General features: G+C 35.0%; 17 protein-coding genes. 15 read left to right on the top strand and 2 right to left on the bottom strand.

Annotation, left to right across the window (positions count from 1 at the left end; all coding sequences use genetic code 11):
• The first annotated feature begins 242 nt into the window (after positions 1-242).
• The 14 genes from M2098_RS05875 (at position 243) to M2098_RS05810 (ending at position 21,000) form a co-directional block, all read left to right on the top strand.
• Positions 243-692: a MarR family transcriptional regulator gene (locus M2098_RS05875; RefSeq protein WP_280682591.1), complete on the top strand. Its 450-nt coding sequence runs from the start codon at positions 243-245 to the stop codon at positions 690-692.
• Positions 689-2,950: an ABC transporter ATP-binding protein gene (locus tag M2098_RS05870; protein ID WP_280682592.1), complete on the top strand. Its 2,262-nt coding sequence runs from the start codon at positions 689-691 to the stop codon at positions 2,948-2,950. The genes M2098_RS05875 and M2098_RS05870 overlap by 4 nt, the downstream gene beginning before the upstream one ends.
• The gene (locus M2098_RS05865; protein WP_280682594.1) at positions 2,943-4,850 is read left to right on the top strand and encodes an ABC transporter ATP-binding protein; all 1,908 of its coding nucleotides are present in this window, start codon (positions 2,943-2,945) and stop codon (positions 4,848-4,850) included. Before M2098_RS05870 ends, M2098_RS05865 begins: the two co-directional genes overlap by 8 nt.
• Positions 4,851-5,230: 380 nt before the next feature.
• A complete protein-coding gene (recG, locus tag M2098_RS05860) occupies positions 5,231-7,222 on the top strand; it encodes an ATP-dependent DNA helicase RecG (protein WP_280682596.1) in 1,992 nt (663 codons plus the stop codon).
• A 26-nt stretch (positions 7,223-7,248) separates the two neighbouring features.
• Entirely contained in the window at positions 7,249-7,932 is a 684-nt protein-coding gene (gene rnc, locus M2098_RS05855) for a ribonuclease III (protein ID WP_280682598.1), read from the top strand.
• A complete protein-coding gene (locus tag M2098_RS05850; RefSeq protein ID WP_280682600.1) occupies positions 7,933-9,138 on the top strand; it encodes a D-alanyl-D-alanine carboxypeptidase in 1,206 nt (401 codons plus the stop codon).
• A gap of 110 nt (positions 9,139-9,248) precedes the next feature.
• A complete protein-coding gene (locus M2098_RS05845; RefSeq protein ID WP_280682602.1) occupies positions 9,249-13,622 on the top strand; it encodes a PolC-type DNA polymerase III in 4,374 nt (1,457 codons plus the stop codon).
• 338 nt (positions 13,623-13,960) lie between these two features.
• On the top strand, positions 13,961-14,416 hold the full coding sequence (mraZ, locus tag M2098_RS05840; protein WP_134170394.1) for a division/cell wall cluster transcriptional repressor MraZ: 456 nt from the start codon (positions 13,961-13,963) through the stop codon (positions 14,414-14,416).
• Positions 14,413-15,378: a 16S rRNA (cytosine(1402)-N(4))-methyltransferase RsmH gene (rsmH, locus tag M2098_RS05835; protein WP_280682605.1), complete on the top strand. Its 966-nt coding sequence runs from the start codon at positions 14,413-14,415 to the stop codon at positions 15,376-15,378. Before mraZ ends, rsmH begins: the two co-directional genes overlap by 4 nt.
• Positions 15,353-15,655 carry a hypothetical protein gene (locus M2098_RS05830; RefSeq protein WP_134170390.1) on the top strand — a complete coding sequence of 101 codons (303 nt, stop codon included), beginning with the start codon at positions 15,353-15,355 and terminating at the stop codon, positions 15,653-15,655. Before rsmH ends, M2098_RS05830 begins: the two co-directional genes overlap by 26 nt.
• Positions 15,656-15,669: 14 nt before the next feature.
• Positions 15,670-17,910, top strand: coding sequence for a penicillin-binding transpeptidase domain-containing protein (locus M2098_RS05825; RefSeq protein WP_280682608.1), 2,241 nt, complete (start codon positions 15,670-15,672; stop codon positions 17,908-17,910).
• 10 nt (positions 17,911-17,920) lie between these two features.
• Positions 17,921-18,877: a phospho-N-acetylmuramoyl-pentapeptide-transferase gene (gene mraY, locus M2098_RS05820; RefSeq protein ID WP_280682610.1), complete on the top strand. Its 957-nt coding sequence runs from the start codon at positions 17,921-17,923 to the stop codon at positions 18,875-18,877.
• On the top strand, positions 18,878-20,191 hold the full coding sequence (murD, locus tag M2098_RS05815) for a UDP-N-acetylmuramoyl-L-alanine--D-glutamate ligase (RefSeq protein WP_280682612.1): 1,314 nt from the start codon (positions 18,878-18,880) through the stop codon (positions 20,189-20,191). It abuts the gene before it with no gap.
• Positions 20,188-21,000 (top strand): undecaprenyl-diphosphate phosphatase, encoded by an 813-nt coding sequence (locus tag M2098_RS05810; protein WP_134170385.1) that lies wholly within the window; start codon positions 20,188-20,190, stop codon positions 20,998-21,000. Before murD ends, M2098_RS05810 begins: the two co-directional genes overlap by 4 nt.
• Positions 21,001-21,104: 104 nt before the next feature.
• Here the strand turns inward: M2098_RS05810 and trpS are convergent, their stop codons facing one another.
• A complete protein-coding gene (trpS, locus tag M2098_RS05805) occupies positions 21,105-22,091 on the bottom strand; it encodes a tryptophan--tRNA ligase (protein WP_280682615.1) in 987 nt (328 codons plus the stop codon).
• Between the two features lie 231 nt (positions 22,092-22,322).
• On the bottom strand, positions 22,323-23,654 hold the full coding sequence (locus tag M2098_RS05800; RefSeq protein ID WP_280682617.1) for an amino acid permease: 1,332 nt from the start codon (positions 23,652-23,654) through the stop codon (positions 22,323-22,325).
• Between the two features lie 253 nt (positions 23,655-23,907).
• Between M2098_RS05800 and M2098_RS05795 the strand changes: the two genes are divergently transcribed.
• Positions 23,908-24,357 (top strand): Spx/MgsR family RNA polymerase-binding regulatory protein, encoded by a 450-nt coding sequence (locus tag M2098_RS05795; RefSeq protein WP_280682619.1) that lies wholly within the window; start codon positions 23,908-23,910, stop codon positions 24,355-24,357.
• Positions 24,358-24,784: the final 427 nt, after the last annotated feature.

Below are 24,784 nucleotides of genomic sequence, written 5' to 3'. Positions count from 1 at the left end.
TGGTATTGTCTTCCAAAAGAATAATGAAAGAAGTAAGGATGTAAAGTCCTTGCTTTTTTTGTAGTCCATATATTGATATGAGTGCTTTCAAGGACGTGTTATGTGAAACTTGATATACTTGTTCAAGTAAAAAGGAAAAATATTTTTATTAGAAGAGAAAAAAATAGGTTGACATAATAGTTAAGTGCGTGTATTATTCAATTACTTAAATGTTAAGTTACTTAAGTATCGTGGAGGTGAGTATGCCAAGTAAAGATCGTGCGAGAAAATTTAGAGAAATGATGTATATGGCACGTCGTTTAAAACCAAGAGATGATTGCCATGAAATAAAGCATCAAGATATGATGTTTTTAAATGGAATTAAGAAAATTGGAAATGGAGAACCAATTAAAATTAGTCAAATTGCCAAAAAATTCCGTTTTAGTGCACCGGCTGCGACACAAGTTGTGCGTAAACTTGAAGAACGTGGCTTGGTTGAACGTATTATTCGAGATGACGACCGAAGAAGTGTTTACATCCAAGTATCTGAATTAGCAAATGTAGAAATCCGCAAAATCGAAACTCAAATGAATCAACGCTTAAATGCAATTCTTGATTATTTAGGTGATGAGGATACGGATGAACTATTACGTATTATGGAAAAAATGGTGAAATACCTCGATGAAGAAGAGAAGGAAAGGAACTGTAAATGATTAAAACGTTTAAATACTTAAAGAAGTATTGGTGGATGTTACTGCTGGTTGTGGGTTTATTATATGGACAAGCACAAGCAGAATTAGCCCTGCCGGATTATATGAGTGACATCATCAGCAACGGAATACAAGCTGGTGGATTCGATAGCGGTGTCCCTGAGATGATGAGTAAGGATACGTATGACCATACGTTGATTTTCATGGATGAAAAAGATGCAAAAGTGATGGAAGATAGTTATGATTTTATCGCATTTGAAGATATTAAAAATGACGAACTACCTGAAGAAATCGATTTATCAAATACAAGTGTTATTAAAGATAGTGGGATTTATGTACTAAAAGATCTTAGTGATGCAAAATTTGAAAAATTAGATGAAGTGATGAATGTTCCATTCCTTATGGTTAATGGGATGGAAAGCATCAACGAAGGAAATACAAGTTATATAGACGAAGACCAAGCAAAGCAAATGCAAGAAGTCATAGATCAACTTCCAGAAGGTATGAGTATTTTTGATGCCTTACAAATGCAACCAAAAGAAGATACCTTGAAGATGGTTGATGAGCAAAAAGCAAAATTGGAAGAACTTGGTTCGGTAGCAAGTATGTCCATGGTGAAAGGTGAATATGAACGCTTAGGTGTAGATACACAACGGGTTCAAAACAATTACATCTTTGCCACAGGAACAAAGATGCTTGCAATTTCACTAGGTGGAGTAATTTGTGCAATATTAGTTGGATTTTTAGCAAGTTTAATTGGGAATGGTGTTGCTAGACGAATGCGTCAAGATGTATTTGAAAAAGTGGAAAGTTTTTCAAATGAAGAATTCAATAAATTCTCAACAGCAAGTTTAATAACTCGTACAACAAATGATATTCAACAAATTCAAATGATTCTAATTATGGGAATGCGAATGATTATTTATTCACCGATTCTAGCCTTTGGTGCGATTATGAGAGTGTTGAATGATGGTTCGGGTATGATTTGGATTATTGTGTTAGTCGTTGCAGTTATTATGGGTATTATGGCTACTACATTTGCAGTTGCTGGTCCAAAATTCAAAATCGTTCAAAAACTAATTGATAAAATCAACTTAGTTATGCGTGAAGACTTAAGTGGAATGTTAGTTATTCGTGCTTTCCATACTGAAAAGTATGAAGAAGCAAGAATGGAAAAAGCAAACCGCGATCAAATGAAAGTACAACTATTTACTGGACGTACGATGGCAGTAGTGATGCCACTAGTGCAATTTATCTTTAGCGCAACAAGTTTACTTATTGTATGGGTTGCAGCACATCAAATTGATTTAGGAAATATGCAAATTGGTCAAATGATTGCATTTATTCAATATGCAATGCAAATCATTATGTCATTTATGATGATTGCGATTATTTCTATAATGCTACCAAGAGCATCTGCATCAGCTGCACGTGTATTTGAAGTGTTGAATACAAAATTACATATTCAAGATCCAGAAACTCCAAAAGCATTTGATACAAATGAAAAAGGATATGTGGAATTCAAAAATGTTTCGTTCCGTTACCCAGGAGCGGAAGAAGATGTATTACATGACATTAGTTTTGTGGCAAAACCAAAACAAACAACAGCATTCATCGGAAGTACGGGATCTGGAAAAAGTACAATTGTGAACTTGATTCCTCGTTTCTTTGATACAACTGATGGAACAATCGAAGTAGATGGTGTAAACATCAAAGATGTAACCCAACAAGAACTTCGTAAGAAAATTGGTTTAGTACCACAAAAAGGAGTGTTATTCTCTGGTACAATCGAAAGCAATATTAAATATAGTGATGAAAACATGAGTGATGAGCAAATGCAACTTGCTGCAGATGTTGCACAAGCAACTGAGTTTATCTCACAAAAAACAGAAGGATTTGAAAGTGAAATCGCGCAAGGTGGATCCAATGTTTCTGGTGGGCAAAAACAAAGATTATCGATTGCTCGTGCAGTTGCTAAAAATCCAGAGATTTATATCTTTGATGATAGTTTTAGTGCCTTAGACTTTAAAACGGATGCAACAGTTCGTGAAGCATTAAATAAACTTGTTGAAAAAACAGGAAGTACGATTCTTGTGGTTGCACAACGTGTTTCTTCAATTATGCAAGCAGATCAAATTATCGTGCTTGATGAAGGAGGTATTGTTGCTAAAGGTACACATGAAGAACTTATGAAATCATGTGAAGTATACCAAGAAATTGCGTATTCTCAATTAAGTAAGGAGGAGCTAGACAATGAGTAATCAACAACAAAAACAAAGAAGAGCTCCTCAAATGGGCTTTGGCCATGGTGGAAACCGCGGCGGTACAGAAAAAGCAAAAGACTTCAAAAAAGCTGTACGACAGATGATGGGATATATCTCTGCATATAAAATTCAATTAATCGTAATTATGGTATTTGCGGTTTTAAGTACAATCTTTATGATTGTTGGTCCAAAGATTCTTGGAGAAGCAACCGATTTATTAGTAACCGGAATTACCAATAAAATGTCGGGTAAAGGTGGTATTGATTTTGATGGCATCTTAGACATTATTGTGAAATTGCTAGGAATGTATTTATTTAGTGCATTATGTGGTTATATTCAAGGATTTATGATGACAGGTATGACCCAAAAGATCGCCTATAACTTGCGTAATGAAATTACTGAAAAAATCAATCGTTTGCCACTTTCATACTTTGACAAAACAAGTCAAGGAGATGTGTTAAGTCGTGTAACCAATGATGTGGATACCTTATCGCAAGGTTTACAACAATCCGTAACAAACTTAATTACATCTGTGATTTCAGTTATTGGATATGCAATCATGATGTTTAGTGTATCGTGGATGATGACAATTGTAGCTTTACTTGTCTTACCATTTTCAGCAATCATTGTTATGATGATTACCAAACGTTCACAACCACTGTTCTTTGCCCAACAACAATCACTTGGTGCATTAAATGGACACGTTGAAGAAATGTATGGTGGACACATGATAGTGAAAGCCTTTAATGGTGAAGAAGATAGCGTCCAACAATTTAAAGAATACAATGATCAACTTTATAAGTCAGGTTGGAAATCACAATTCTTAAGTGGACTTATGATGCCAATTACGCAATTTATTGGAAACGTTGGATATGTTCTTGTATGTTTAGTTGGAGGATACTTAAGTGTAAACTCGACCGTTTCGATTCTTGGTTTAACAATTACAGGTGTTGGAATTTCAATTGGTGGAATTCAATCCTTTATTACATACGTACGTTCATTTAACCAACCAATCAGTCAAATGGCACAAATTATGAACCAATTACAATCTGCAGCGGCAGCTAGTGAACGTGTCTTTGAATTCCTTGGTGAAAAAGAAATGGAACCAGATACAGCAACCCATGTAGAAATCTATGATGAAAAAGGGAATATCATCATTCCAAGTACAGTTACATTTGATAACGTTAAATTTGGATACTCACCAGATAAAATGGTAATTAATGATTTCAGTTTACGTGTTGGTGAAGGGCAAAAAGTTGCCATCGTTGGTCCAACTGGAGCTGGTAAAACAACTATAGTAAAACTATTGATGCGTTTTTATGAATTGAATGGTGGTGCCATTTATGTAGGTGATCACAACATTGATGACTTTAGACGTGAAGACTTACGTAGTGTGTTTGGAATGGTATTACAAGATGCTTGGCTATTTAGTGGAACCGTAATGGAAAACTTGCGTTATGCAAAACTAGATGCAACGGATGAAGAAGTTTACGAAGCAAGTAAAACAGCAAGAGTTGATCACTTTGTGAAAACGTTAGATCAAGGATATAACACGATGCTTGATGAAGAAACTAGTAATATTTCACAAGGACAAAAACAACTACTTACGATTGCTCGTGCATTCTTAGCGGATCCAAAAATCCTTATTCTTGATGAAGCAACAAGTAATGTAGATACACGTACCGAAGTGCTTATTCAAGAAGGAATGGATGAGTTAATGAAAGGTCGTACAAGTTTTGTAATTGCGCATAGATTATCGACGATACGTAATGCGGATGTAATCATCGTTATGGATAAAGGTGATATTGTGGAAATTGGAGACCATGATGAGCTATTGGCAAAAGATGGTTTCTATGCAAAACTATACAATGCACAATTTGAGGAAGGCGAAGAATAGTCATCCTATATAAACCCTGTATATATGCAGGGTTTTATGTTAATTGAATGTTATATAAATATAAGCATATTATCATTATATTATTGACATTATAAAAAAATAATTTATAATTTAATTAAGGATATAGTTATTTAGCTATTAGGGAAGGGACGTAATTATATCTGATGATCTTTGCCAAAAGATCCTTACCTGGAGAAGTGGTAGATGTTGCTCTATCACTTTTCTTAAGATATAAAAAAGATTATAATGCGTAAACATAAAAAGACTTCTTCCAAGTAATTCTCTCTCGTAAAGAAGTCTTTTTATGTTGTATAAATGGATGAAAGCATCAAAGAGTGTAAACTTTTCATTTTCTTGTTTGCAAATGGTATAATCTAGATATGGATTTGAAAAGTATTAAAGTGACACCAAAGAAACGTGAGATTTTGCAACTGATGCATATTGATTCTGTGGAAGACTTATTGGTGCATTATCCGTTTCGTTATGAAGATCAAAATGTAAAACCTTTTGCGGATTGGTTACTTGAAGAAAAGGTCTTTTTTTCGTGTACGATTATCAATCAGGCAAAAGTTCAATACTTTGGTGGAAAACGAAGTGTGACACGTTTTAAAGCGATGTACGATGAAGAAGAATTGAGTCTAACATTATTTAATCGTCCATGGATTTCAGCGTTTCGCATCGGACATACGATTACGGTTTCAGGTAAATATCAAGGGAATGGTAAAGTACTAGTCATGTCATATAATACGCAACCGATTGAAGAACAACTAGGGATTATTCCTGTCTATAATACAAAAGATGGACTTTCGCAAAAGGATTTACGCAAGTATCTAGCAAATGCATTAGATAGTTGCATGATTGAAGAGTTTATTCCTGATACTTTAAAAGAAACCTATAAGTTAGTATCACGCAAGCAAGCACTACATGATATTCATTTTCCAAAAAACTATGAGTCAGTGAAGCAAGCGATTCGGTATTTGAAATATGAAGAATTTTTAAAATTCCAATTAACGATTCAATATTACAAAATGGTAAATGTTGAAAAAAGTAAGGTAGCCAAAGTGTTTGCGATAGACAAAGTTGAGCAATTAATCCAAGGATTACCTTATATGCTTACCGATGATCAAAGACAAGCGATATCAGAAACTTTAGCTGATTTACAATCTACACATATAATGTATCGCTTAGTTCAAGGGGATGTCGGAAGTGGAAAAACAATTGTAGCGACTATTGCAATGTATGCAAACACGCTAACTGGTATGCAATCTGCTCTACTTGCACCAACAGAGATACTTGCTAAACAACACTATGCCAATGTGGAGCGTGTATTAAAACCCTATGGTGTGCGGGTAGGCTTACTTTACTCTGCACTACCTGCAAAAGAAAAACATGAAATTATCGATGCGATTGCAGCAGGTGATATGGATGTGATTATAGGAACCCATGCATTATTTCAAGAAGCAATACAATATAAAAACCTTGGTTTAGTTATTGCAGATGAGCAACATCGTTTTGGTGTGGAACAACGAAGAAAACTGATTGAAAAAGGAAATGATGTTGATTTTCTTTTAATGAGTGCAACACCGATTCCTAGAACACTAGCAACTTCATTGTATGGAGATATGGATGTAAGTAGTATTGAACAAATGCCAGCAGGAAGAAAGCCATCGATTACAAAACTAATTAAAGAAAGCAGCATTCGTAGCATTATGGGTGAATTAAAAGATTTACTTGATGCAGGTAATCAATGCTATATCGTATGTCCTGCAATTGAAAAGAATAATGATTTAAAACTGAGAAATGTAGAAGAAATCTACCATAACTTACTTCCGGTATTAGGAAAGATGTATCATCTTGATTATTTACACGGAAAGATGAGTAGCGAACAAAAAGATGAAATCATGCAACAATTTAAGCGTAAAGAGATTGATATTCTGATTGCGACAAGTGTGATTGAAGTTGGTGTTGATGTACCAGATGCGAACATCATGATTATCTATGATGCAGAGCGTTTTGGCTTAAGTCAAATACACCAATTGCGTGGTCGTATTGGTAGAGCTGGTGGACAAGGATATTGTTACTTACTATCAAACAGTAAAGATCCAGATAGTATTCGCAGAATGGAAATACTATGCGAAAGTAATGATGGATTTGAAATCGCAAAGCAGGATTTAATGATACGTGGTCCTGGTGATTTATTAGGTAGCAGACAAAGTGGAATTCCTGGTTTTATCCTTGGTGATGTCATCATGGATGAAAATATATTAGAAGTCGCAAAAAAGGATGCTTTGGTGTTATTACAACACTTGGATAACTATCCAAACATCGCAAGGTATGTTAAGGAAAAAGAATACACAAGTACTATGGATTAAGGTATACTTGAGAAGAGGTGAAATCAATGAATGCAATTTTTAAATGGCTTGATGCACATAATATTCCATATACGAATAAGGATATTATTTTACAAGCATGTGTACACACATCCTATTTAAATGAACATGCAGAATTACCAGGAGATAATGAACGCTTGGAATTCATGGGGGATGCAGTATTACAATTATGGACAACGGATTTATTGTTTCATCATGAACCAATGTTGAATGAAGGACAAATGACAACGCTTCGTTCACAGTTGGTTCGTGAGGAAGCACTAGCAGAATATACAAAAGAACTTGGTTGGGATAAGTTTTTATTGCTAGGAGTTGGGGAAGAAAAATCAGGAGGAAGAGAGCGAAACTCATTACTTTGTGATTTGTTTGAAGCAATTCTTGGTGCTATCTATATTGATTGTGGATATTCATATGTTGCTCAAATTCTCCAAGAGGTAATCCCAAAATATGTAGATGCACCAAAAGCAGATGAAGTTGTTGACTACAAAACAAAACTACAAGAGTGTATTCAAGCAGATACGCGACAAACTGTAACGTATCATTTACTACGCTCAACCGGACCAAGCAACAATCCGCATTTTGAAATGGAAGTTCGAATGGATACAATTGTGCTTGGAAAAGGAAGTGGATCAAGCAAGAAAAAAGCAGAACAAGCTGCTGCTAAAGATGCATTTTTAAAGGTTGCACGGTAGATGAAAGTATTACTCGCTTTACAACTGTGTCTATCGTTTCTAGGTATACAGAAGCATAATGAGCAAATCGAACTAAAGGCAGTGTATGCGGTTGTATATAATGTTGAAGATCAACATGTGCTGTATGATAAAAATGGGGATGCTTTGATGTATCCTGCAAGTATGACCAAAATGATGAGTGCAATTGTTGCTTTTGAGAAAATTGAAAACGTAGAAGATACTGTTACGATGAGTGAAGAAGCATGGGCGGGTTTAGTTGAAGCAAATGCAAGTGTAGCTAACTTTCCAATAGGTGCAACTGTATCGTATCAAGACTTATTAGCAGGCTTGCTATTGCCAAGTGGTGCAGATGCAGCAAATCAACTTGCAATTAGTTTGTTTGGTAGTCAAGAATCTATGGTTGAAGCAATGAATGAAAAGGCAAAGCAACTGGATTTAGTAAGTACACACTTTGATAATGTAACTGGATTGCATGAAGATACACATGTAAGTACTGCACATGAAATGGCGCAAATCGCTGCATATGCGATTTCGATTCCTGAGATTAAGGAAATCATGTCTCTTGATGTCTATGATGTAAAATCATTACATATTAGACTGCATAGTACGATTTCAGGACTATATGAGGAACTCAATCAAAGCAGTGGATCCATTGAAGGTGGAAAAACTGGATACACACCAGAAGCAGGTGTTTGTTTAGCCAGTTTTCAAGAAACTGAAGATGGATTGATGGTATCTGTTATTGCCAAAGTGGATGAAGATAATCGTGCAGATGTCATTACGATGACGGAGGAATTATTTAATTATATTGATGAAAACTTTCAACGAATCACATTTGTCGAAAAAGGTGATATTGTAAAAGAGGTAGGCGTACGTTTTAGCGACCGCAAAACGATTGAGCTAATGGCAAATGAAGAAGTATCACGTGTCTTGCCAAACGATTTGAATTACTCGATTATCATAGATACACAAGAATCATTTGATGCACCAATTACTCTTGGTGAAACTTTAGCACAAATAAAAATTGAAAGTGAAAGTTTAAGTGAGCCAATCTATGTAGAAGCAGTAGCTGCAAATGCAGCTACATATAGTGTATTTGCATACATCCTATATTATCTACAGCTGTATTGGTATCTTGCACTTATCGGTGTTGCAGCAATTGCTTTTGCTGGATATCACATCTATAAAAAATATAAACAATCGTAAAATAAAGAGGTGCACATCAAGATGCATTTCTTTTCATATTTTATGTGAGCGACCCTTTCAAAGGGTGGTGTATTTTGCTATAATGGAAGACAGAAATTGGTGGTAGGAATATGAATCAAGAAGTATATGAAATTGCACTGCAAATTGGTGTAAACGAAATGGATGTAGATGAATTTAAAGATGCGGTTTTTACTAAAAAACCGGTTTTTTATCGTGAGAAGAATACCTTAGCAATGGAAATTCAAACACAAGCACCGATTGGATTACAAACCTATGAACAGTTTGTAAATAAGATGATTGTGCACTTTAAATGTAAAGTGGATATGCAACTTTCATGTCATAAACAAACCATGAATGCAACTGCACTGAATCAATACATACGTTTTATTGCAAATAAACAAAAAGAACTTACTGTTTTTGCCAAGACATTTGCGAAAATCGAAGGTGAAAAAATTGTATTCTCATATGAAAGTGTAGAAGCGCAAAATGAGGCAAAAAGTAAAACCCAACAAATGGCACATGAGTTAGAACACTATGGAATCTGTTTGCCACTTGTAGTAGAAGATTTTACAGTGGATACAGAAGTAGAAGTTGTGAAGGTGGATTATGATCCTGAACAACGTCAAGTTGTCCAAGAAAGTGTAAAACCAATGAGTTATCAACCACGAATGAAAATGGAAAACTATCCATTAACACCGATTCGTGATTTGATGGATGGAATGGAAGAAGTGAAAATTCGTGGAGAAATCTTCTTAACGGAAATTAAAGAAATTCAAAATGGAAAACAAATTCGTTCATTATATTTAGTAGATAAAGATGCGTGTATCAAAGCACAACGTTTTGAGAAAACCGCAGATGTATTACCTGAAGATAATTTTAAAGAAGGAGATACAGTTGAAATCAGTGGAAAAGTTCAATATTCCACTTGGGATAAAGATGTTGTATTTAATGCAAATGGACGTGGACGTTCGATTGTTAAAGTGCCAAAAGTAAGAAAACAAGATCATGCAAGCAGAAAGCGTGTAGAACTTCATGCGCATTCAAAATTAAGTGAAATGGATGGAGTAAGTGCAATTGCTGATTATATTAAGCAAGCAAATGCATGGGGGCATGATGCATTTGCAATTACAGACCATAATGTTGTTCAAGGCTATCCAACGGCACAACGTTTGGTGAATGGTATCAATAGTGATCGTGAAAAGAAATTTAAAATGATCTATGGAATTGAAATGAGTATGATTGATGATGAGTTAAATATCGTTTACAATCCTACAGATGTTGATATTCATAATGCTCGCTATTGTGTATTTGACCTTGAGACGACAGGTCTATCAAGTAAGTATGATCACATTATCGAATTTGGGGCACAAATTATTGAAAACAACATGCCAAAAGAAACCATGCAAATGTTTATTAAGCCACCGGTTCCAATTTCAGCAAAGATTACTGATTTAACAAATATTAGTAATCAAGAAGTAGAAAATGCAAAAAGCATTGAAGAAGCAATGGATGATATTCTAGACTTTATTGGTGATAGTATACTTGTTGCACACAATGCAGGATTTGACTATGGCTTTATGAATGAAGCACTTGTTCGCATGGGAAAAGAAAAACTGACAAACCCAGTGATTGATACACTAGATTTAGCAAAAGCGCTATTAACAGAATCCAAGCGTTTTGCCTTAGGGAATGTTGCTCGTCACTATAAAATTACCTACGATGCAGATGTTGCCCATAGAGCAGATTATGATGCGCAAGTACTAGCAGAAGTATTCTTACGTATGCTTCAACAAATGAAGCCACAGAAAACACTCATGGATGTATTAAAGCTAAACAAAGTGAAAGAGATTGGTAGTATTCGTGATAAGCATATTGTTGTGCTTGCCAAAAACCAACAAGGGATACAAGATATCTACGAATTGGTAAGTAGTTCTCATACGGAATACTTAGCTGCCGTTAGTAAAAGTAATAATAAACCAATTTGTCAGCCTAGAATTCCACGTAAAGAAATCGAAAAGAAAAAACAAGCAGGAAATCTATATATTGGAAGTGCGTGTCAAAACGGAGAAGTTTTTGATGCAGCGATGACAAAAAGTGATGAAATTGTTAAGGAATTAATGAAATTCTATGACTATATTGAAGTGCAACCACCTGCAAACTATATGAACTTAGTGAATCGTGGTGCGCTTAATTCCATCAAAGAAGTAGAGATGATCGTAAGTAATATCATTGAACTTGCAAGAGATATGGACAAAATGGTAGTCGCTACTGGTGATGCTCACTATGTAGAAGAAGAAAAGAAAGAAGTGCGCGATATCTTTATCAATGCGCAAGGAATTGGTGGAGTACGACACCCCCTATATATTTATAAAAAGGAAATTCGTCGTTCTACTTCAGCACCAGATCAACATTTTCGAACGACACAAGAAATGTTAGATTGCTTTAAGTTTATTGGTGAACAATTGGCATATGAAATCGTTGTTGAAAATACAAATGCGATAGCTGATAGTATCGAGTATACATATCCAGTAAAAAAAGATTTATATCCACCATCAATTGAAAACTGTGATCAAATCTTACGAGATATTTGCTACGATACAGCGCATGATATATATGGTCCAGATTTACCTCAAATTGTAAAAGATCGTTTAGAAAAAGAATTAAACAGTATTATTGGAAATGGATTTGAGGTTGTTTACTATGTAAGTCACTTGCTAGTAAAACATTCCCTTGATGATGGATATCTTGTAGGTAGTCGAGGTTCGGTTGGTAGTAGTTTTGTTGCGACAATGGCAAACATTACTGAGGTAAACCCATTGGCTCCACATTATATATGTCCAAAATGTAAATATAGTGAGTTTATGGATGATCCATCGATCAACTCAGGATTTGACTTACCAGATAAAGAATGTCCACACTGTAAAACCCATATGCGTGGAGATGGACAAAACATTCCATTTGAAACCTTCTTAGGATTTGAAGGGGATAAGGTTCCAGATATTGATTTGAACTTCTCAGGTGAATATCAAGGAAAAGCACATAAGTTCTTACAAGAATACTTTGGGGATGCACATGCATATCGTGCTGGGACCATTGCCACAGTTGCTAGTAAAACTGCCTTTGGGTATGTAAAAGGATATCTAGAGGAAATGGGAAAAGAAGGTACGATGAACAATGCTCGTATAACCTATTTAGCAGAGCAATGTGATGGAGTACGACGAAGTACAGGACAGCATCCGGGTGGGATTATTGTTTTCCCACAAGATATGAGTGTTAATGAATTTACACCAGTACAATTCCCAAGTAATAACCCATATGAAGATATGAAAACGACACACCTTGATTATCATGATATTGAAGCTAACGTGCTGAAATTTGATATTCTAGGTCACGTTGATCCAACTGCGATGAAAATCTTGGAAGAAAGTAGTGGGGTTGATGTTCGTAAAATTCCAATGAATGATCCAGATACGATGGCTATTTTCTCAAAACCAGATACGTTGATGATTGATACAACACAAAACACGGAGAAAACAGGAGCTGCTGGAATTCCTGAGTTTGGAACAAAATTCGTCCGTGGAATCCTTGAAGAAACAAAACCAAAGACCTTTAGTGAGTTAGTTACGATTTCAGGGCTGAGTCATGGTACGGATGTTTGGTTAAATAACGCAAAAAACCTTGTTGATGATGATAAAGCAAAATACCGTCAAGAGTTAGGATTAGATCATAAGCTAACACTACGCGATGTTATTGGTTGTCGTGATGATATTATGGTCGATTTGATGAAAAAAGGATTGCAACCAAAAACTGCATTTACCATCATGGAAAGTGTTCGTAAAGGACGTGGATTACGTGATGAATGGATTGAAGACATGCAAGCAAATCATGTAGAGGCATACTACATTGATTCATGTAAGAAAATTAAGTACATGTTCCCGAAAGCCCATGCGGTTGCATATGTAATGATGGCTGTTCGTATTGCGTGGTTTAAAGTACATAAGCCACTTCATTATTATGGAATGTTCTTCTCAATTCGTTGTGATGCATACGATATTGATGCAATGACCAAAGGTCTTGAAACAATCAAGGCACGTATGAGCGACATCGATCAACGCCGTAATAATCCAGAGACAAAAAATGAAGTAAGTGCAAAAGAACACAATGTGTATGATGCATTAGAACTTGCATTAGAAATGTACTTACGTGGATTCAAAATTCAAAAACTGGATATCAACCGTTCACCAGCAACACGATTTGTTGTTGATGAGACGCGTGATGATAGTTTGCTCCCTGCATTTACAAGTGTCGATGGTCTAGGTACCAACGTTGCAATTAGTATTGTAGAAGCAAGAAAAGAACATCCATTCATTTCAAAAGAAGATTTATTAAATCGTACGCAATTAAGTAAAACACTAGTTGATAAACTTGATCAACTAGGTGCACTTGAAGGATTGCAAGACGAAAATCAAATGTCATTATTCTAAAAAGAAAGATTTTGTATTTGTATATACGTGTATACGAAATATAAAATCTTTTTTCGTAAAATGATGTAGTTGAAAGTGATGTAAGTAAAGGGATATATACCCGAAAGATTATTAAATTATATAGATACACACGATAGAAGTAAGTAATGAGTAAAATTGTTACTTACTTTTTTTTGTTTGCATAAAACCATGGAAAATTAAAAGTTATATTACATAATATATTTTTTAATTTTTTTCACATTTTCATGTTTTGGACTATGATTTTTATTCCATATTCGCTATAATGGTGGTAGAAAGTAGCGAAAAGTGTAAGAAAATGGCGGAAAGTGGGTGATGATATGACAAATGTGTTAGCACAAGCCAATTTTATTGGTGAATATGCACACAATATAGATAAAAAAGGTCGTATTATCATTCCGGCACGTTTTCGTGATGAACTAAGCGGTAAAATCGTCGTTGCCAAAGGTTTGGATGGATGTTTAAACATCTATACACAACAGCAATGGGCAGTGCTGATGGAACAACTTGCTAGTTTACCAAACACAAAAAGAGAAGCACGTGTATATCGTCGTAATATTTTGGCGAAAGCAAGTGAATGTGAAATCGACAGTCAAGGAAGAATATTGATTCCTTCAGTTCTTGTGGCAGAAGCAAAAATTGAAAAGGAATGTGTGATCGCAGGAGTGGGAAATCTTATCGAAATCTGGAGCAAAGAACGTTGGGATGCATTCATGGATGAACACAGTGATGACTTTGAAGAAGTTGCTGAAGGCTTAACGGAGTTTCTACAGTGATGAAACATTACTCTGTACTTTTAGAAGAATCGATTGAATACCTTGATATTAAAGAAGATGGAATTTATATAGATGGAACGTTAGGACGTGCGGGACATAGTAGTGAAATACTAAAACGCATTCCAAATGGTCACTTGTATGCTTTTGATAAAGATGAAACAGCAATTGCTGAATCAACAAAGCGTTTATTAGAAATTGGTGATAACTTCACGATTATTCATAAAGGTTTTGAAGAATTAGAACAAGTGATTGAAGAATATAAGATTCCAGCAATTGATGGCTTATTGCTTGATATTGGAGTAAGTTCACCACAGTTTGATGATGGTGAAAGAGGATTTAGTTATCGCTACGATGCAAGATTGGATATGCGAATGGACCAAAGTCAAAGTCTAAGTGCATATGAAGTTGTGAATACTTATTCGTTTCATGATTTAATGCATATCTTTAGAGACTATGGTGAAGAAGCATTTGCCAAACAAATTGCAAGAAAGATCGAACAAGCACGAATGGACAAACCAATTGAAACAACATTTGAACTTGTTGATGTGATCAAAAGCGCATTACCTAGTAAAGTGCTTAATAAAAAAGGACACCCAGCGAAAAAGGTGTTCCAAGCATTACGTATTGAAGTAAACAATGAATTGCATGCCCTAGAACAAGTGTTAGAAACGGGAATTCAACACTTGAATAACCAAGGACGTGTGTGTGTTATCACATTCCACTCATTAGAAGATCGGATTGTGAAAAAAATATTTCAAAAATATGCAAAACCGGAAAAAACAGATAAGCGTATTCCGTTAATGCCTGATGAGGTAAAGCAAAAACCATATACGCTAATAACGAGGAAACCGATTGTCGCCAACGAGGAAGAGTTGGATGAGAATCATCGTTCGCATAGTGCGAAATTAAGAGTTCTTGGGAAGGGTAGGTTAAACCATGAAAATTGTAAAAAAGAATCGTAGAATTCGTATAGAAGGAATTGTATCACTTGTGTTCGTATTATCATTACTTATGTATTTTGCATCTGTAACACTTTTGCACTCATACAATGTAGTATTGTCATCACAAGAAACACAATTGGAACATGAAATCGGAAAAACGAAAAATGATGTGTTAAACTTGGAGTTAGAAGTTAAAAAACTTGCCAACCGTGATCGTATTATCGAAATTGCGGAAAAACACGAATTGCGTCAAAACGAAAGTCAAATTGTTTCAGTTGTGACTGGCGAAAACGAATAGATTAAAGGATATACATGAAAGCAAAAAGGAAGGTACTGAATTTTAAAAAGTCTGTAAAAACTACAGGTCGAATCGGGATAGTTATGGGCATTATCGTGTCACTTGTTGTCGCAAATGTCCTTTTTACTATGATTACAGGTGTGCATTTACGAAGTGGGGAAAATGTATTGGCTCACAAATCCGGAAGTGGGAGTTCTACTGAAACGATTGTGGCAAATCGTGGATACATTCGAGACTACAAAGGAGAAATCATTGCGCAAGATGTCGAAAGTTATGATGTTATTGCGTATGTGGATAAAAGCCGTATAAATGCAACAAAGAAACCAGTATATGTTGTTGATGCAGATGATACAGCTAGAAAACTAGCTGAAGTTATTTCTGCAGACCCAGAAACGCAAGAAAAAGCATATCAGGATATTCTCAACAAAATAACAGAAGCACAAGCAGCTGGACAGTATCAAACCAACTTAGGTAGTTATTCACGAAATCTAACCGCAGATCAAAAAAAGCGAATTGAGGAATTAGAACTTCCAGGTTTAGATTTTGAAAAGAGTGTTGCACGTGCATATCCAACAGGACACTTTGCAAGTCAACTTGTCGGATATACAAATTATGATGATGATCGCAACTTATATGGTGTAAGTGGGTTAGAAGCATATTTCAATAAAGAATTAACTGGTAAAAATGGGCAAGTAAGTTATCAAACCGATAGTGAAAATAACCGTTTACCAGATACACAAAAATATGTACGTCTAGCAGAAAATGGAAATGATGTATGGTTAACGATCGATTATGATACACAATTAGCAACAGAAAAAGCACTAGCTGATACAATGGAAAGTAATAAGGCAAAATATGCTTGGTGTATTGTAATGGATATCAAAACCGGACGTATTATTGCACAAGCAGGGTATCCAACATTTGATTTAAATACAAGAGAGAACATTACAAACAGTTTAAATGTTCCTAGTGAATTTCCTTTTGAGGTAGGTTCTGTAATGAAAACCTTTGTTTACGCTGCTGCGATGAATGAAGGAAAATATGTAGGTTCTGATACCTTTAAATCTGGAACTGCTATTATTGGACAAAATGAAAATGGACTTCCTGTACGTAATGATTCACTAACAGGTGCACAAGTAATTGGTACAGTAAGTGATGCTTTAGGAAAAGATAATGGGATTGTGACATTCGATCAAGGATTTATCTATTCACTAAATACTGGGATTGCTTCATTAATTACAAATTACATTAGTCCGACTACAATGATTGAGTACATGAAAAAATTTAAACTTTTTGAACCGTTGAATATTTATGGGTTAAATGAAGTGGATGGTACCCTAAATGAAAATCATCCATTCGATATTATGTCACTTGGGTTTGGACAAGCAAGTACAGTGAATACATATCAATTATTACGTGCGACAAGTGCAATCGTAGGAGATGGTACAATTGTGGAACCATACATTGTGGAAAAAATTACCGATTCTACGACAGGAGAAGCAACATATCAAGCGGAAACGAAAAAAGGTGAGCGTGTAATTTCTGAAGCAACAGCAAAACAAATGCAACATTTGATGCAACAAGTTGTTGAAGATGAACGTGGGACAGCTTCACAATATAAAATGAGTGATGTAAAAATCATCGCCAAAACAGGTACAGGGCAAATGTATGATCCAGAAATTAAAGGATATTCACCTTCGTACTATACATCCGGAGTTATTGCTGCTGCACCAGCAGATGATCCACAAATTCTCATTTACTATGGATTCCAAAGTGAGAACTTCCGTTTCTATAGTACAGATTTCTTTAAAGATATTGTGCGTGAATCACTACAATCTTTAAACAAATATACAGAATCAAGTAATCAAACTACAGAGAATAATGTACAAGTTACAGATAACTATGTAGAATATACTATGCCAAGCTTAGTAAATCATTCACTAGACTATGTGAATCGTAAACTAGATGGATTTAAAATTAAGAAGCAAGTCATCGGTGATGGTACGACAGTTATTGAGCAATTCCCACTTGAAGGGGAGAAAGTCTCAAATGCACAAAATACCTTCCTATTAACTGATGGTGCAAACATTACGATGCCAGATATGAATGGCTGGTCACGGCGTGATGTAAGTGTATTTGCCAATATGACAGGACTTAATGCCACATTTACAAATTCTGGAAATGTGAGTGGACAGTCCATTGCACCAGGGAGCGCAATTGTCAAAGGAGCAAATTTAGAAGTTGAATTAAAATAAAGGAGTTTACATGGAAGCAATCTTATATTTTGGGGTAAGTTTGATCGCGGTATTGTTGATTATGCCTGTACTTATTCCGGTACTACATAAAATCAAATTCTCACAATCAGAACGTGAAGAGGGACTTGAGTCGCATAAGATAAAAACTGGCACACCAACGATGGGTGGACTCATTTTTATCGTAGTTCCTGTCATCCTTGCAATTGCAATAAATCCTTCGATCTTACAAGATGTAAAAATGATTACCATTCTTGTTGCATATGTGGGATATGGACTTATTGGATTTATTGATGATTTTATTATTGTTGTTCAAAAAAACAATAATGGATTGCCTCCAAGAATTAAATTTTTATTACAAGCTGCATTAGCTATTTGTTTATATTTAATCTACAAAAGTTATGGAGATAATACACTTTGGATTCCAATTTTACATATGGATATCAATATTGGATTTTTCTTCTTCTTGTTGGTGTTTTTAATGTTTACTGCAGAAAGCAATGCTGTAAACTTAACCGATGGACTTGATGGATTATGTGCTGGAACGGTATTAATTGCACTGATTCCATTTGCAGCATTTGCATATCAAGATAATCAAATGAACTTATTCTACTTTATCTTAGCAGTTGCTGGTTCCTTAATTGGTTATTTACGTTTTAATATTCATCCTGCTAAAATCTTTATGGGTGATACAGGTTCACTAGCACTTGGTGGATTACTAGCAGCAATTGCACTTGTATTACGTAAAGAAATATTACTTGTAATTATTGGTGGATTATTCTTAATGGAAACACTGTCAGTAACTATTCAAGTTCTATCATTTAAAACTAGAGGAAAACGAGTATTTCGAATGGCACCATTACATCACCACTTTGAAATGGGTGGGATGAAAGAAACGAAGGTTGTTTGGATGTTCTATGGAATCTCTGTAGTATTAGCTATATTAGGATATGTGATTGGAGTGATATAGATGAATAAGGTACTTGTGATTGGTGCTGCCCGTAGTGGAATTGCAGTAAGTAAATTACTGAAACAACATCAATATGAAGTCATTTTGACTGATCAAAATCAAATCAAAGAAAAAGTTGAACTGGAAGCACTTGGCATTCAAGTATTTGATCAAGGGCATCCAGAATCTCTAAAAGAAATGGATTATGATTTCATTGTGAAAAATCCGGGAATTCCATATCATGGGGATTTTGTGTCTTATTTTGTGAAGCAAAATATTCCAATCTATACAGAAATTGAAATTGGATATCGTTTTGCGAAGCATTTTACGTATGGAGCAATCACAGGAACCAATGGGAAAACAACAACGGTTACGATGTTATATGAAATATTAAAAGCACATAGTACAAGTTTTGTTGCTGGAAATATTGGAATACCACTTAGTGAAGTAGTATTACAACATGAAAATGTAACTGCAAATATTGCGCTAGAGTTAAGTAATTTTCAATTACTCGGTGTGGATACATTTAAAGCAAAAGTGAGCTGCGTAACCAATTTAAGTCCAGATCACTTAGATTATATGGATGGGGTTGCATCTTATTATCAATCAAAAATGAAGATCTATGAACATGCAGATCCTGATGCGTATTTTCTAAGAAATCTAGATGATACACAAGTTGTAGCATATGCAAAAAACATACCTTGTCGTGTTCTAGATTATTCCTTAGATAAAGAAGCTGACATTTATTTGCAAGCAAATCAAGTGTATTACCACGATGTAAAACTTTTTGATACAAATTCATTGCAAGTTGTTGGTAAACATAATATCAGTAATGCAATGGTTGCAAGTGCAATGGCATATTTGATGGGTGTAGATACTACTACGATTCAAAATGTACTTGCAAGTTTCAAAGGTGTAGAACACCGATTGGAGTATGTAACAAGCATCAATGATATTCGCTTCTTCAATGATTCAAAGGCAACCAATCCTGAAGCAGTTGTTCCTGCATTGGAAGCATTTGATAAAAACATTATCCTTCTAGCAGGAGGATATGATAAAAAGTTATCATTTGATATTTTGAAAGCCTATGATGATCGAGTAAAAATGTGTTTTAGTTTTGGTGAAACCAAACATGCATTTAAAGATATTTTTACAAATACACATGAATGTGAGACAATGCAACAAGCAGTGCATGAAGCATATGCAATTGCAAAACCAGGAGATGTGATCTTACTTTCTCCTGCATGTGCAAGCTATGATCAATTCACGTCATATGAACAACGTGGAGAACTATTCAAAGAATGTGTACATGAGTTGTTAGGAGAAAGAAAATGAATATACTAATTGAAATTATTAAGGCAATAATTCTTGGAATTATTCAAGGTATTACAGAGTGGTTGCCAATCAGTAGTACAGGGCACTTGATCTTGTTTGAACAAATTATGCCATTTGGTGATGCTAAGTTCTTTGAACTATTCAAAGTCATCATTCAATTTGGTTCGATTTTAGCGGTTTGTATTTTATACTTTAATCGCTTGAACCCACTTACAAAAAGAAAAAATGAAGTTCAAAAAAAGGCGACTTGGGACTTATGGCTAAAAATCATTATTGGTTGTATTCCTGGGGGAATTGCTGGAGTCTTCTTAGATGATATTATTGAAGATATCTTAAGTGGAGTTGTTGTTATTGCAATTGCCTTAATCTTCTATGGAATTATCTTTATCATTATTGAAAATCGCAAACGCTTGCCAAAATATACAAAGCTTGAAGAACTTGACTATAAAACGGCATTTGGAATTGGATGTTTCCAAATGCTTGCCTTAGTTCCAGGAACGAGTCGTTCCGGATCTACAATTATTGGTGCTACGATTTTAGGTTGTTCACGTTCGGTAGCTAGTGAGTTCTCATTCTTTCTAGCGGTACCAATGATGGCTGGGGCAAGTTTATTAAAGTTAATCAAAATTGGATTAAACTTTAGTGGATTACAAATTGCCATGTTACTTATTGGAACCCTTGTGTCATTTATCGTAAGTATCTTTGCGATTCGTTTCTTACTAAACTACATTCGCAAACATGATTTCAAAATTTTTGGATACTACCGTATCGTTCTTGGAATCATCATTTTATTATTAATGTTTATATAAGCGAAAGTATTCTATCTAACCGTTTGAACCTGTATGTGGTTGTGTTCCATATATAGGTTTTCTTTATAAAAAAACGTGTGCTTCATTGTAGAAGCAACACGCTTTTAAAATAATTGGAATCCAAGTTTCTTTTTTACTTTACGCATTTTCTTGAAAGCGATATTTCCAGCATTTTTTGCACCTTGTTCAAGTACGCTTTCAATTTCACCGCTTTGTAGGATCGCGCGATACTTTTCTTGTAAGTTACTTAAGAATGCTTCCACTGTATCTCCAACATATCCTTTAAAGTCACCGTATCCTTTTCCTTCAAATTTAGCGACCAGTTCATCAATTGATTCACCTGACAGTGAACTTTGAATTGTGAGTAAGTTTGATACTCCAGGTTGGTTTTCTAGATCATATTGTACAATACCGATTGAGTCTGTCACAGCTGACATAATTTTCTTACGTGCAACTTTTGGCTCATCTAATAAGTAGATACAAGCTTTCGGGTTTTCATCACTTTTCGACATTTTCTTTTCTGGGTTTTGAAGTGACATAACCTTTGCCCCGATTTTAGCAGTTACTGGTTCAGGAACAACGAATGTTTCTCCATACAAGTTATTGAAACGTTGTGCTAAATCACGTGTTAATTCCACGTGTTGTTTTTGGTCAACACCTACAGGTACAACATCTGCATCATACAATAATATATCTGCAGCCATAAGTGAGGGATACGTATAAAGCCCTGCACTGATATTTGTTTCTTTTTTTGCGGTTTTATCTTTGAATTGTGTCATACGGTTTAGTTCACCCATATATGTGTGACAGTTAAGAACCCATCCTAATTCTGCATGTTGTACAACATCGCTTTGTACAAACAAGTTTACTTTACTTGGATCAAGACCAAATGCTAAATATAAAGCAACTAAGTCTTTTGTGTTAGCTTTTAATTTCTTTGGATCTTGAGCAACAGTGATTGCATGCATATTAGCAATAAAGATAAACATTTCATATTCATCTTGCAATTGTACAAATTGACGAATTGCACCAATGTAGTTTCCTAAGGTTAATTGTCCAGAGGGTTGAATCCCACTCAAACATCTTTTCATAATCTTTCTTTTTCCTCCTGTTAAATAAAAAACGTCCCAACAATATGTTGGGACGTATAGTTTTATACGCGGTACCACCCGACTTATTCATTTTATATTTGTGTAAAAATGAATCGCTTCATGATAACGGAATGACCGGCTTTACGCTTAAGCTCCACAAACCCAATTCGATATCAAGTGATGTTTGCCTTGCAGCATCCGGCAAATCTCTACTTTCATACAGGATATCTACTATCTTTGTTTCTTCGCTACGTTGTATATTATACCACTGATTATTAGAAATAGTAAGGATACAATCAAGTAAATTTTGAACATGGGTGAATAGAGTGCACCACTAATTACAAGGAGTGCTCCAACGATGGCGAAGATTGGACATACTAGACCACGAAAGCGACCATGCAACTGCTTTTGTTTGTACTTGCCAATCACACTAATAAAGAGGATTAGGTAAATTACATACATCATAAAAATTGGAATGCTAGAGATATCAATTTGATGCAGTGCATGAATTTGCGTCGTAAGAAAATGTGCAAACATCCAAAATGCCGTTAGCAATACAGTCAGTAATGTAGAGCGTCCAGGAATATTTGTCTTTTGATTGATTTTAGCAAGTTCATGACTGAAAGGAAGTTCTTTACGAATCGCTAATGCATAAGGTACACGAATTGCAGCAAGAGTTAATCCATTAACTGTGCCTAATACAGATATGATAATCGCAAGAAGAACAAGTTTGCTTCCTTGTAATCCAAACAATCGCTCGCTAGCAACTTGCACATGCGAATCACCAAGTGCAAGGATTTGTTGCGGACCAAGTATACTTGACATACCAATAAAATAGATTAAATAAATAACCATAATAATCACCGGAGAAATCGCAAGAGCTAAGGATAGGTTACGTTTTGCGTTTTTGATTTCATGTGCAACTGCAGGAGCGACGGTCCACCCATCGTAGGAAAAAGCAACACTTACAATTGCACTACTTGAAGCGATAATTCCAGTTATGTGAAAACTTTCGTTTTGCATGGAATGAAAACTTCCGTAGCGAATACCAAGAAATCCAATAATAACTAGAGGTAGGATCTTGATAATTGTTGCTAGATTTTGAAAGTAGCTTGCCATTTTAGCGGACAAATAGTTAACGGTAAATGTACCGATAAAGTAAATGATGGTAATTATCCAAACATTAAGTTGTGCATCTTCAAATAGCATACATGTATAATTAGCAGCAACATATAAAATCACACCTAACAAAGCAGGATAATAAATTCCCATTTGATAAAATCCAGCAACAAATGCGAAACGTTTACCGAAGGCAAGTTCACAATAGGTGATAAGTCCGCCAGTTTTTTCACTTTTCTCTGAAAGCTTGGATAAGGTTAATCCACCAAAAATAATTCCAATTGCACCAAGAACTAGAGCAATTGCTCCATACAACACGCTTCCATTTGTATCCATGAGAATATCATCCGTCTTGAAAAAGATTCCAGAACCGATTACGATTCCAACAATCATACTAATTGCAGTAGGTAAACCAAATTGTTTTTTCATTGTCTTGCGTTCCATAAGTGTTCCTCTTTTATTCACGCAGTAGATTGTAACGGAAAACAAGAATCAAGTAAATAAGAAATATACTTTTTATAATTATCGTATGATTTTATTTTGTAACTATTGATATAGTGCGCAAAGAAAATCCCTTATATATATAAGAATAAAGAAACGAAAAAAAATCTTGAACTTCTGATTACTTCGCTCTATACTTTGAATACAGTTTGATATACTATACATATAGAGAACTTATAAGGAAAGGAAAAATATTATGATTATACTATATTCATCTCCAGGATGTGCTTCTTGTCGTAAAGCAAAACGTTGGTTACAAGAACGCAATCTTGATTTTGTTGAAAAGAATATCTTCGCAACAATTCTAAAAGCTGATGAAATCAAATATTTACTTAGTCGTAGTGATAATGGAACGGAAGACCTTATCAGTACACGCTCACGCCCATATCAAGAGCTTGTTAAAGATTTGGATGAAATGTCGATGGAGGAAACCATTCGGTTTGTCCAACAAAATCCATCTGTAATGAAACGCCCAATTATCATTAATGAAGATAACTTCTTAGTAGGTTATGATGATGATGAAATCACAGCGTTTGTCCCTAAAGAGTTGAGAAACATTGCGGACTGTGGATGTAATCCATCATGTCCGAACTATCCAATATGTGGATCGCTTCGTAAAGGTGATGAACAAGAATATGCAAGATAGAGGTACTTCGGTACCTTTTTTTCTTGAAAAAAGACGAATTTTTGATATAGAAAAATAAAAGTTTCAGAAAGTGAAAATAACTTGTTGACACTATGAAATCAAAATGGTATTATTTCAAAGTTGCTTCTGCAAAACACATAAAAAATCAATTGAAAATTCAGTAAAAAAGTTTCTGAAAGAAGTTGAAAAAATGTTGTTGACACAGGGTGATGTAAATGATAATATCTATGAGGCTCAAGCGAGAAACAATGCGAAATAATCGCTCAGAAAACTTTTTCAAAAAAGTTGAAAAAAGTGATTGATTTGCTAGCGTGAGAGTGGTATTATTAACAGGCACGGTTGAGATAACCGATGCGAAAAAGAAGTGATTAGATCTTTTAAAACTGAATAGGAAACGTCAATTTCGAAACAAAAATTCACGGAAAAC

The sequence above is a fragment of the Breznakia sp. PFB1-19 genome (assembly GCF_029893935.1).
GTDB classification, from domain to species: domain Bacteria; phylum Bacillota_I; class Bacilli_A; order Erysipelotrichales; family Erysipelotrichaceae; genus Breznakia; species Breznakia blatticola.
Note: the sequence above shows the minus strand (reverse complement) of the source record. Positions and strands in the feature narration are given on the sequence as shown.

What these genes read in the sequence shown, in the direction of transcription:
- M2098_RS05865 (WP_280682594.1), top strand. Translation starts at nt 2,943, where the DNA reads ATGAGTAATCAACAACAAAAACAAAGAAGAGCTCCTCAAATGGGCTTT.
- M2098_RS05810 (WP_134170385.1), top strand. Translation starts at nt 20,188, where the DNA reads ATGAATATACTAATTGAAATTATTAAGGCAATAATTCTTGGAATTATT.
- M2098_RS05875 (WP_280682591.1), top strand. Translation starts at nt 243, where the DNA reads ATGCCAAGTAAAGATCGTGCGAGAAAATTTAGAGAAATGATGTATATG.
- trpS (WP_280682615.1), bottom strand. Translation starts at nt 22,091, where the DNA reads ATGAAAAGATGTTTGAGTGGGATTCAACCCTCTGGACAATTAACCTTA.
- M2098_RS05795 (WP_280682619.1), top strand. Translation starts at nt 23,908, where the DNA reads ATGATTATACTATATTCATCTCCAGGATGTGCTTCTTGTCGTAAAGCA.
- murD (WP_280682612.1), top strand. Translation starts at nt 18,878, where the DNA reads ATGAATAAGGTACTTGTGATTGGTGCTGCCCGTAGTGGAATTGCAGTA.
- M2098_RS05870 (WP_280682592.1), top strand. Translation starts at nt 689, where the DNA reads ATGATTAAAACGTTTAAATACTTAAAGAAGTATTGGTGGATGTTACTG.
- mraY (WP_280682610.1), top strand. Translation starts at nt 17,921, where the DNA reads ATGGAAGCAATCTTATATTTTGGGGTAAGTTTGATCGCGGTATTGTTG.
- recG (WP_280682596.1), top strand. Translation starts at nt 5,231, where the DNA reads ATGGATTTGAAAAGTATTAAAGTGACACCAAAGAAACGTGAGATTTTG.
- M2098_RS05830 (WP_134170390.1), top strand. Translation starts at nt 15,353, where the DNA reads ATGAAAATTGTAAAAAAGAATCGTAGAATTCGTATAGAAGGAATTGTA.
- M2098_RS05825 (WP_280682608.1), top strand. Translation starts at nt 15,670, where the DNA reads ATGAAAGCAAAAAGGAAGGTACTGAATTTTAAAAAGTCTGTAAAAACT.
- rnc (WP_280682598.1), top strand. Translation starts at nt 7,249, where the DNA reads ATGAATGCAATTTTTAAATGGCTTGATGCACATAATATTCCATATACG.
- M2098_RS05800 (WP_280682617.1), bottom strand. Translation starts at nt 23,654, where the DNA reads ATGGAACGCAAGACAATGAAAAAACAATTTGGTTTACCTACTGCAATT.
- M2098_RS05845 (WP_280682602.1), top strand. Translation starts at nt 9,249, where the DNA reads ATGAATCAAGAAGTATATGAAATTGCACTGCAAATTGGTGTAAACGAA.
- M2098_RS05850 (WP_280682600.1), top strand. Translation starts at nt 7,933, where the DNA reads ATGAAAGTATTACTCGCTTTACAACTGTGTCTATCGTTTCTAGGTATA.
- mraZ (WP_134170394.1), top strand. Translation starts at nt 13,961, where the DNA reads ATGACAAATGTGTTAGCACAAGCCAATTTTATTGGTGAATATGCACAC.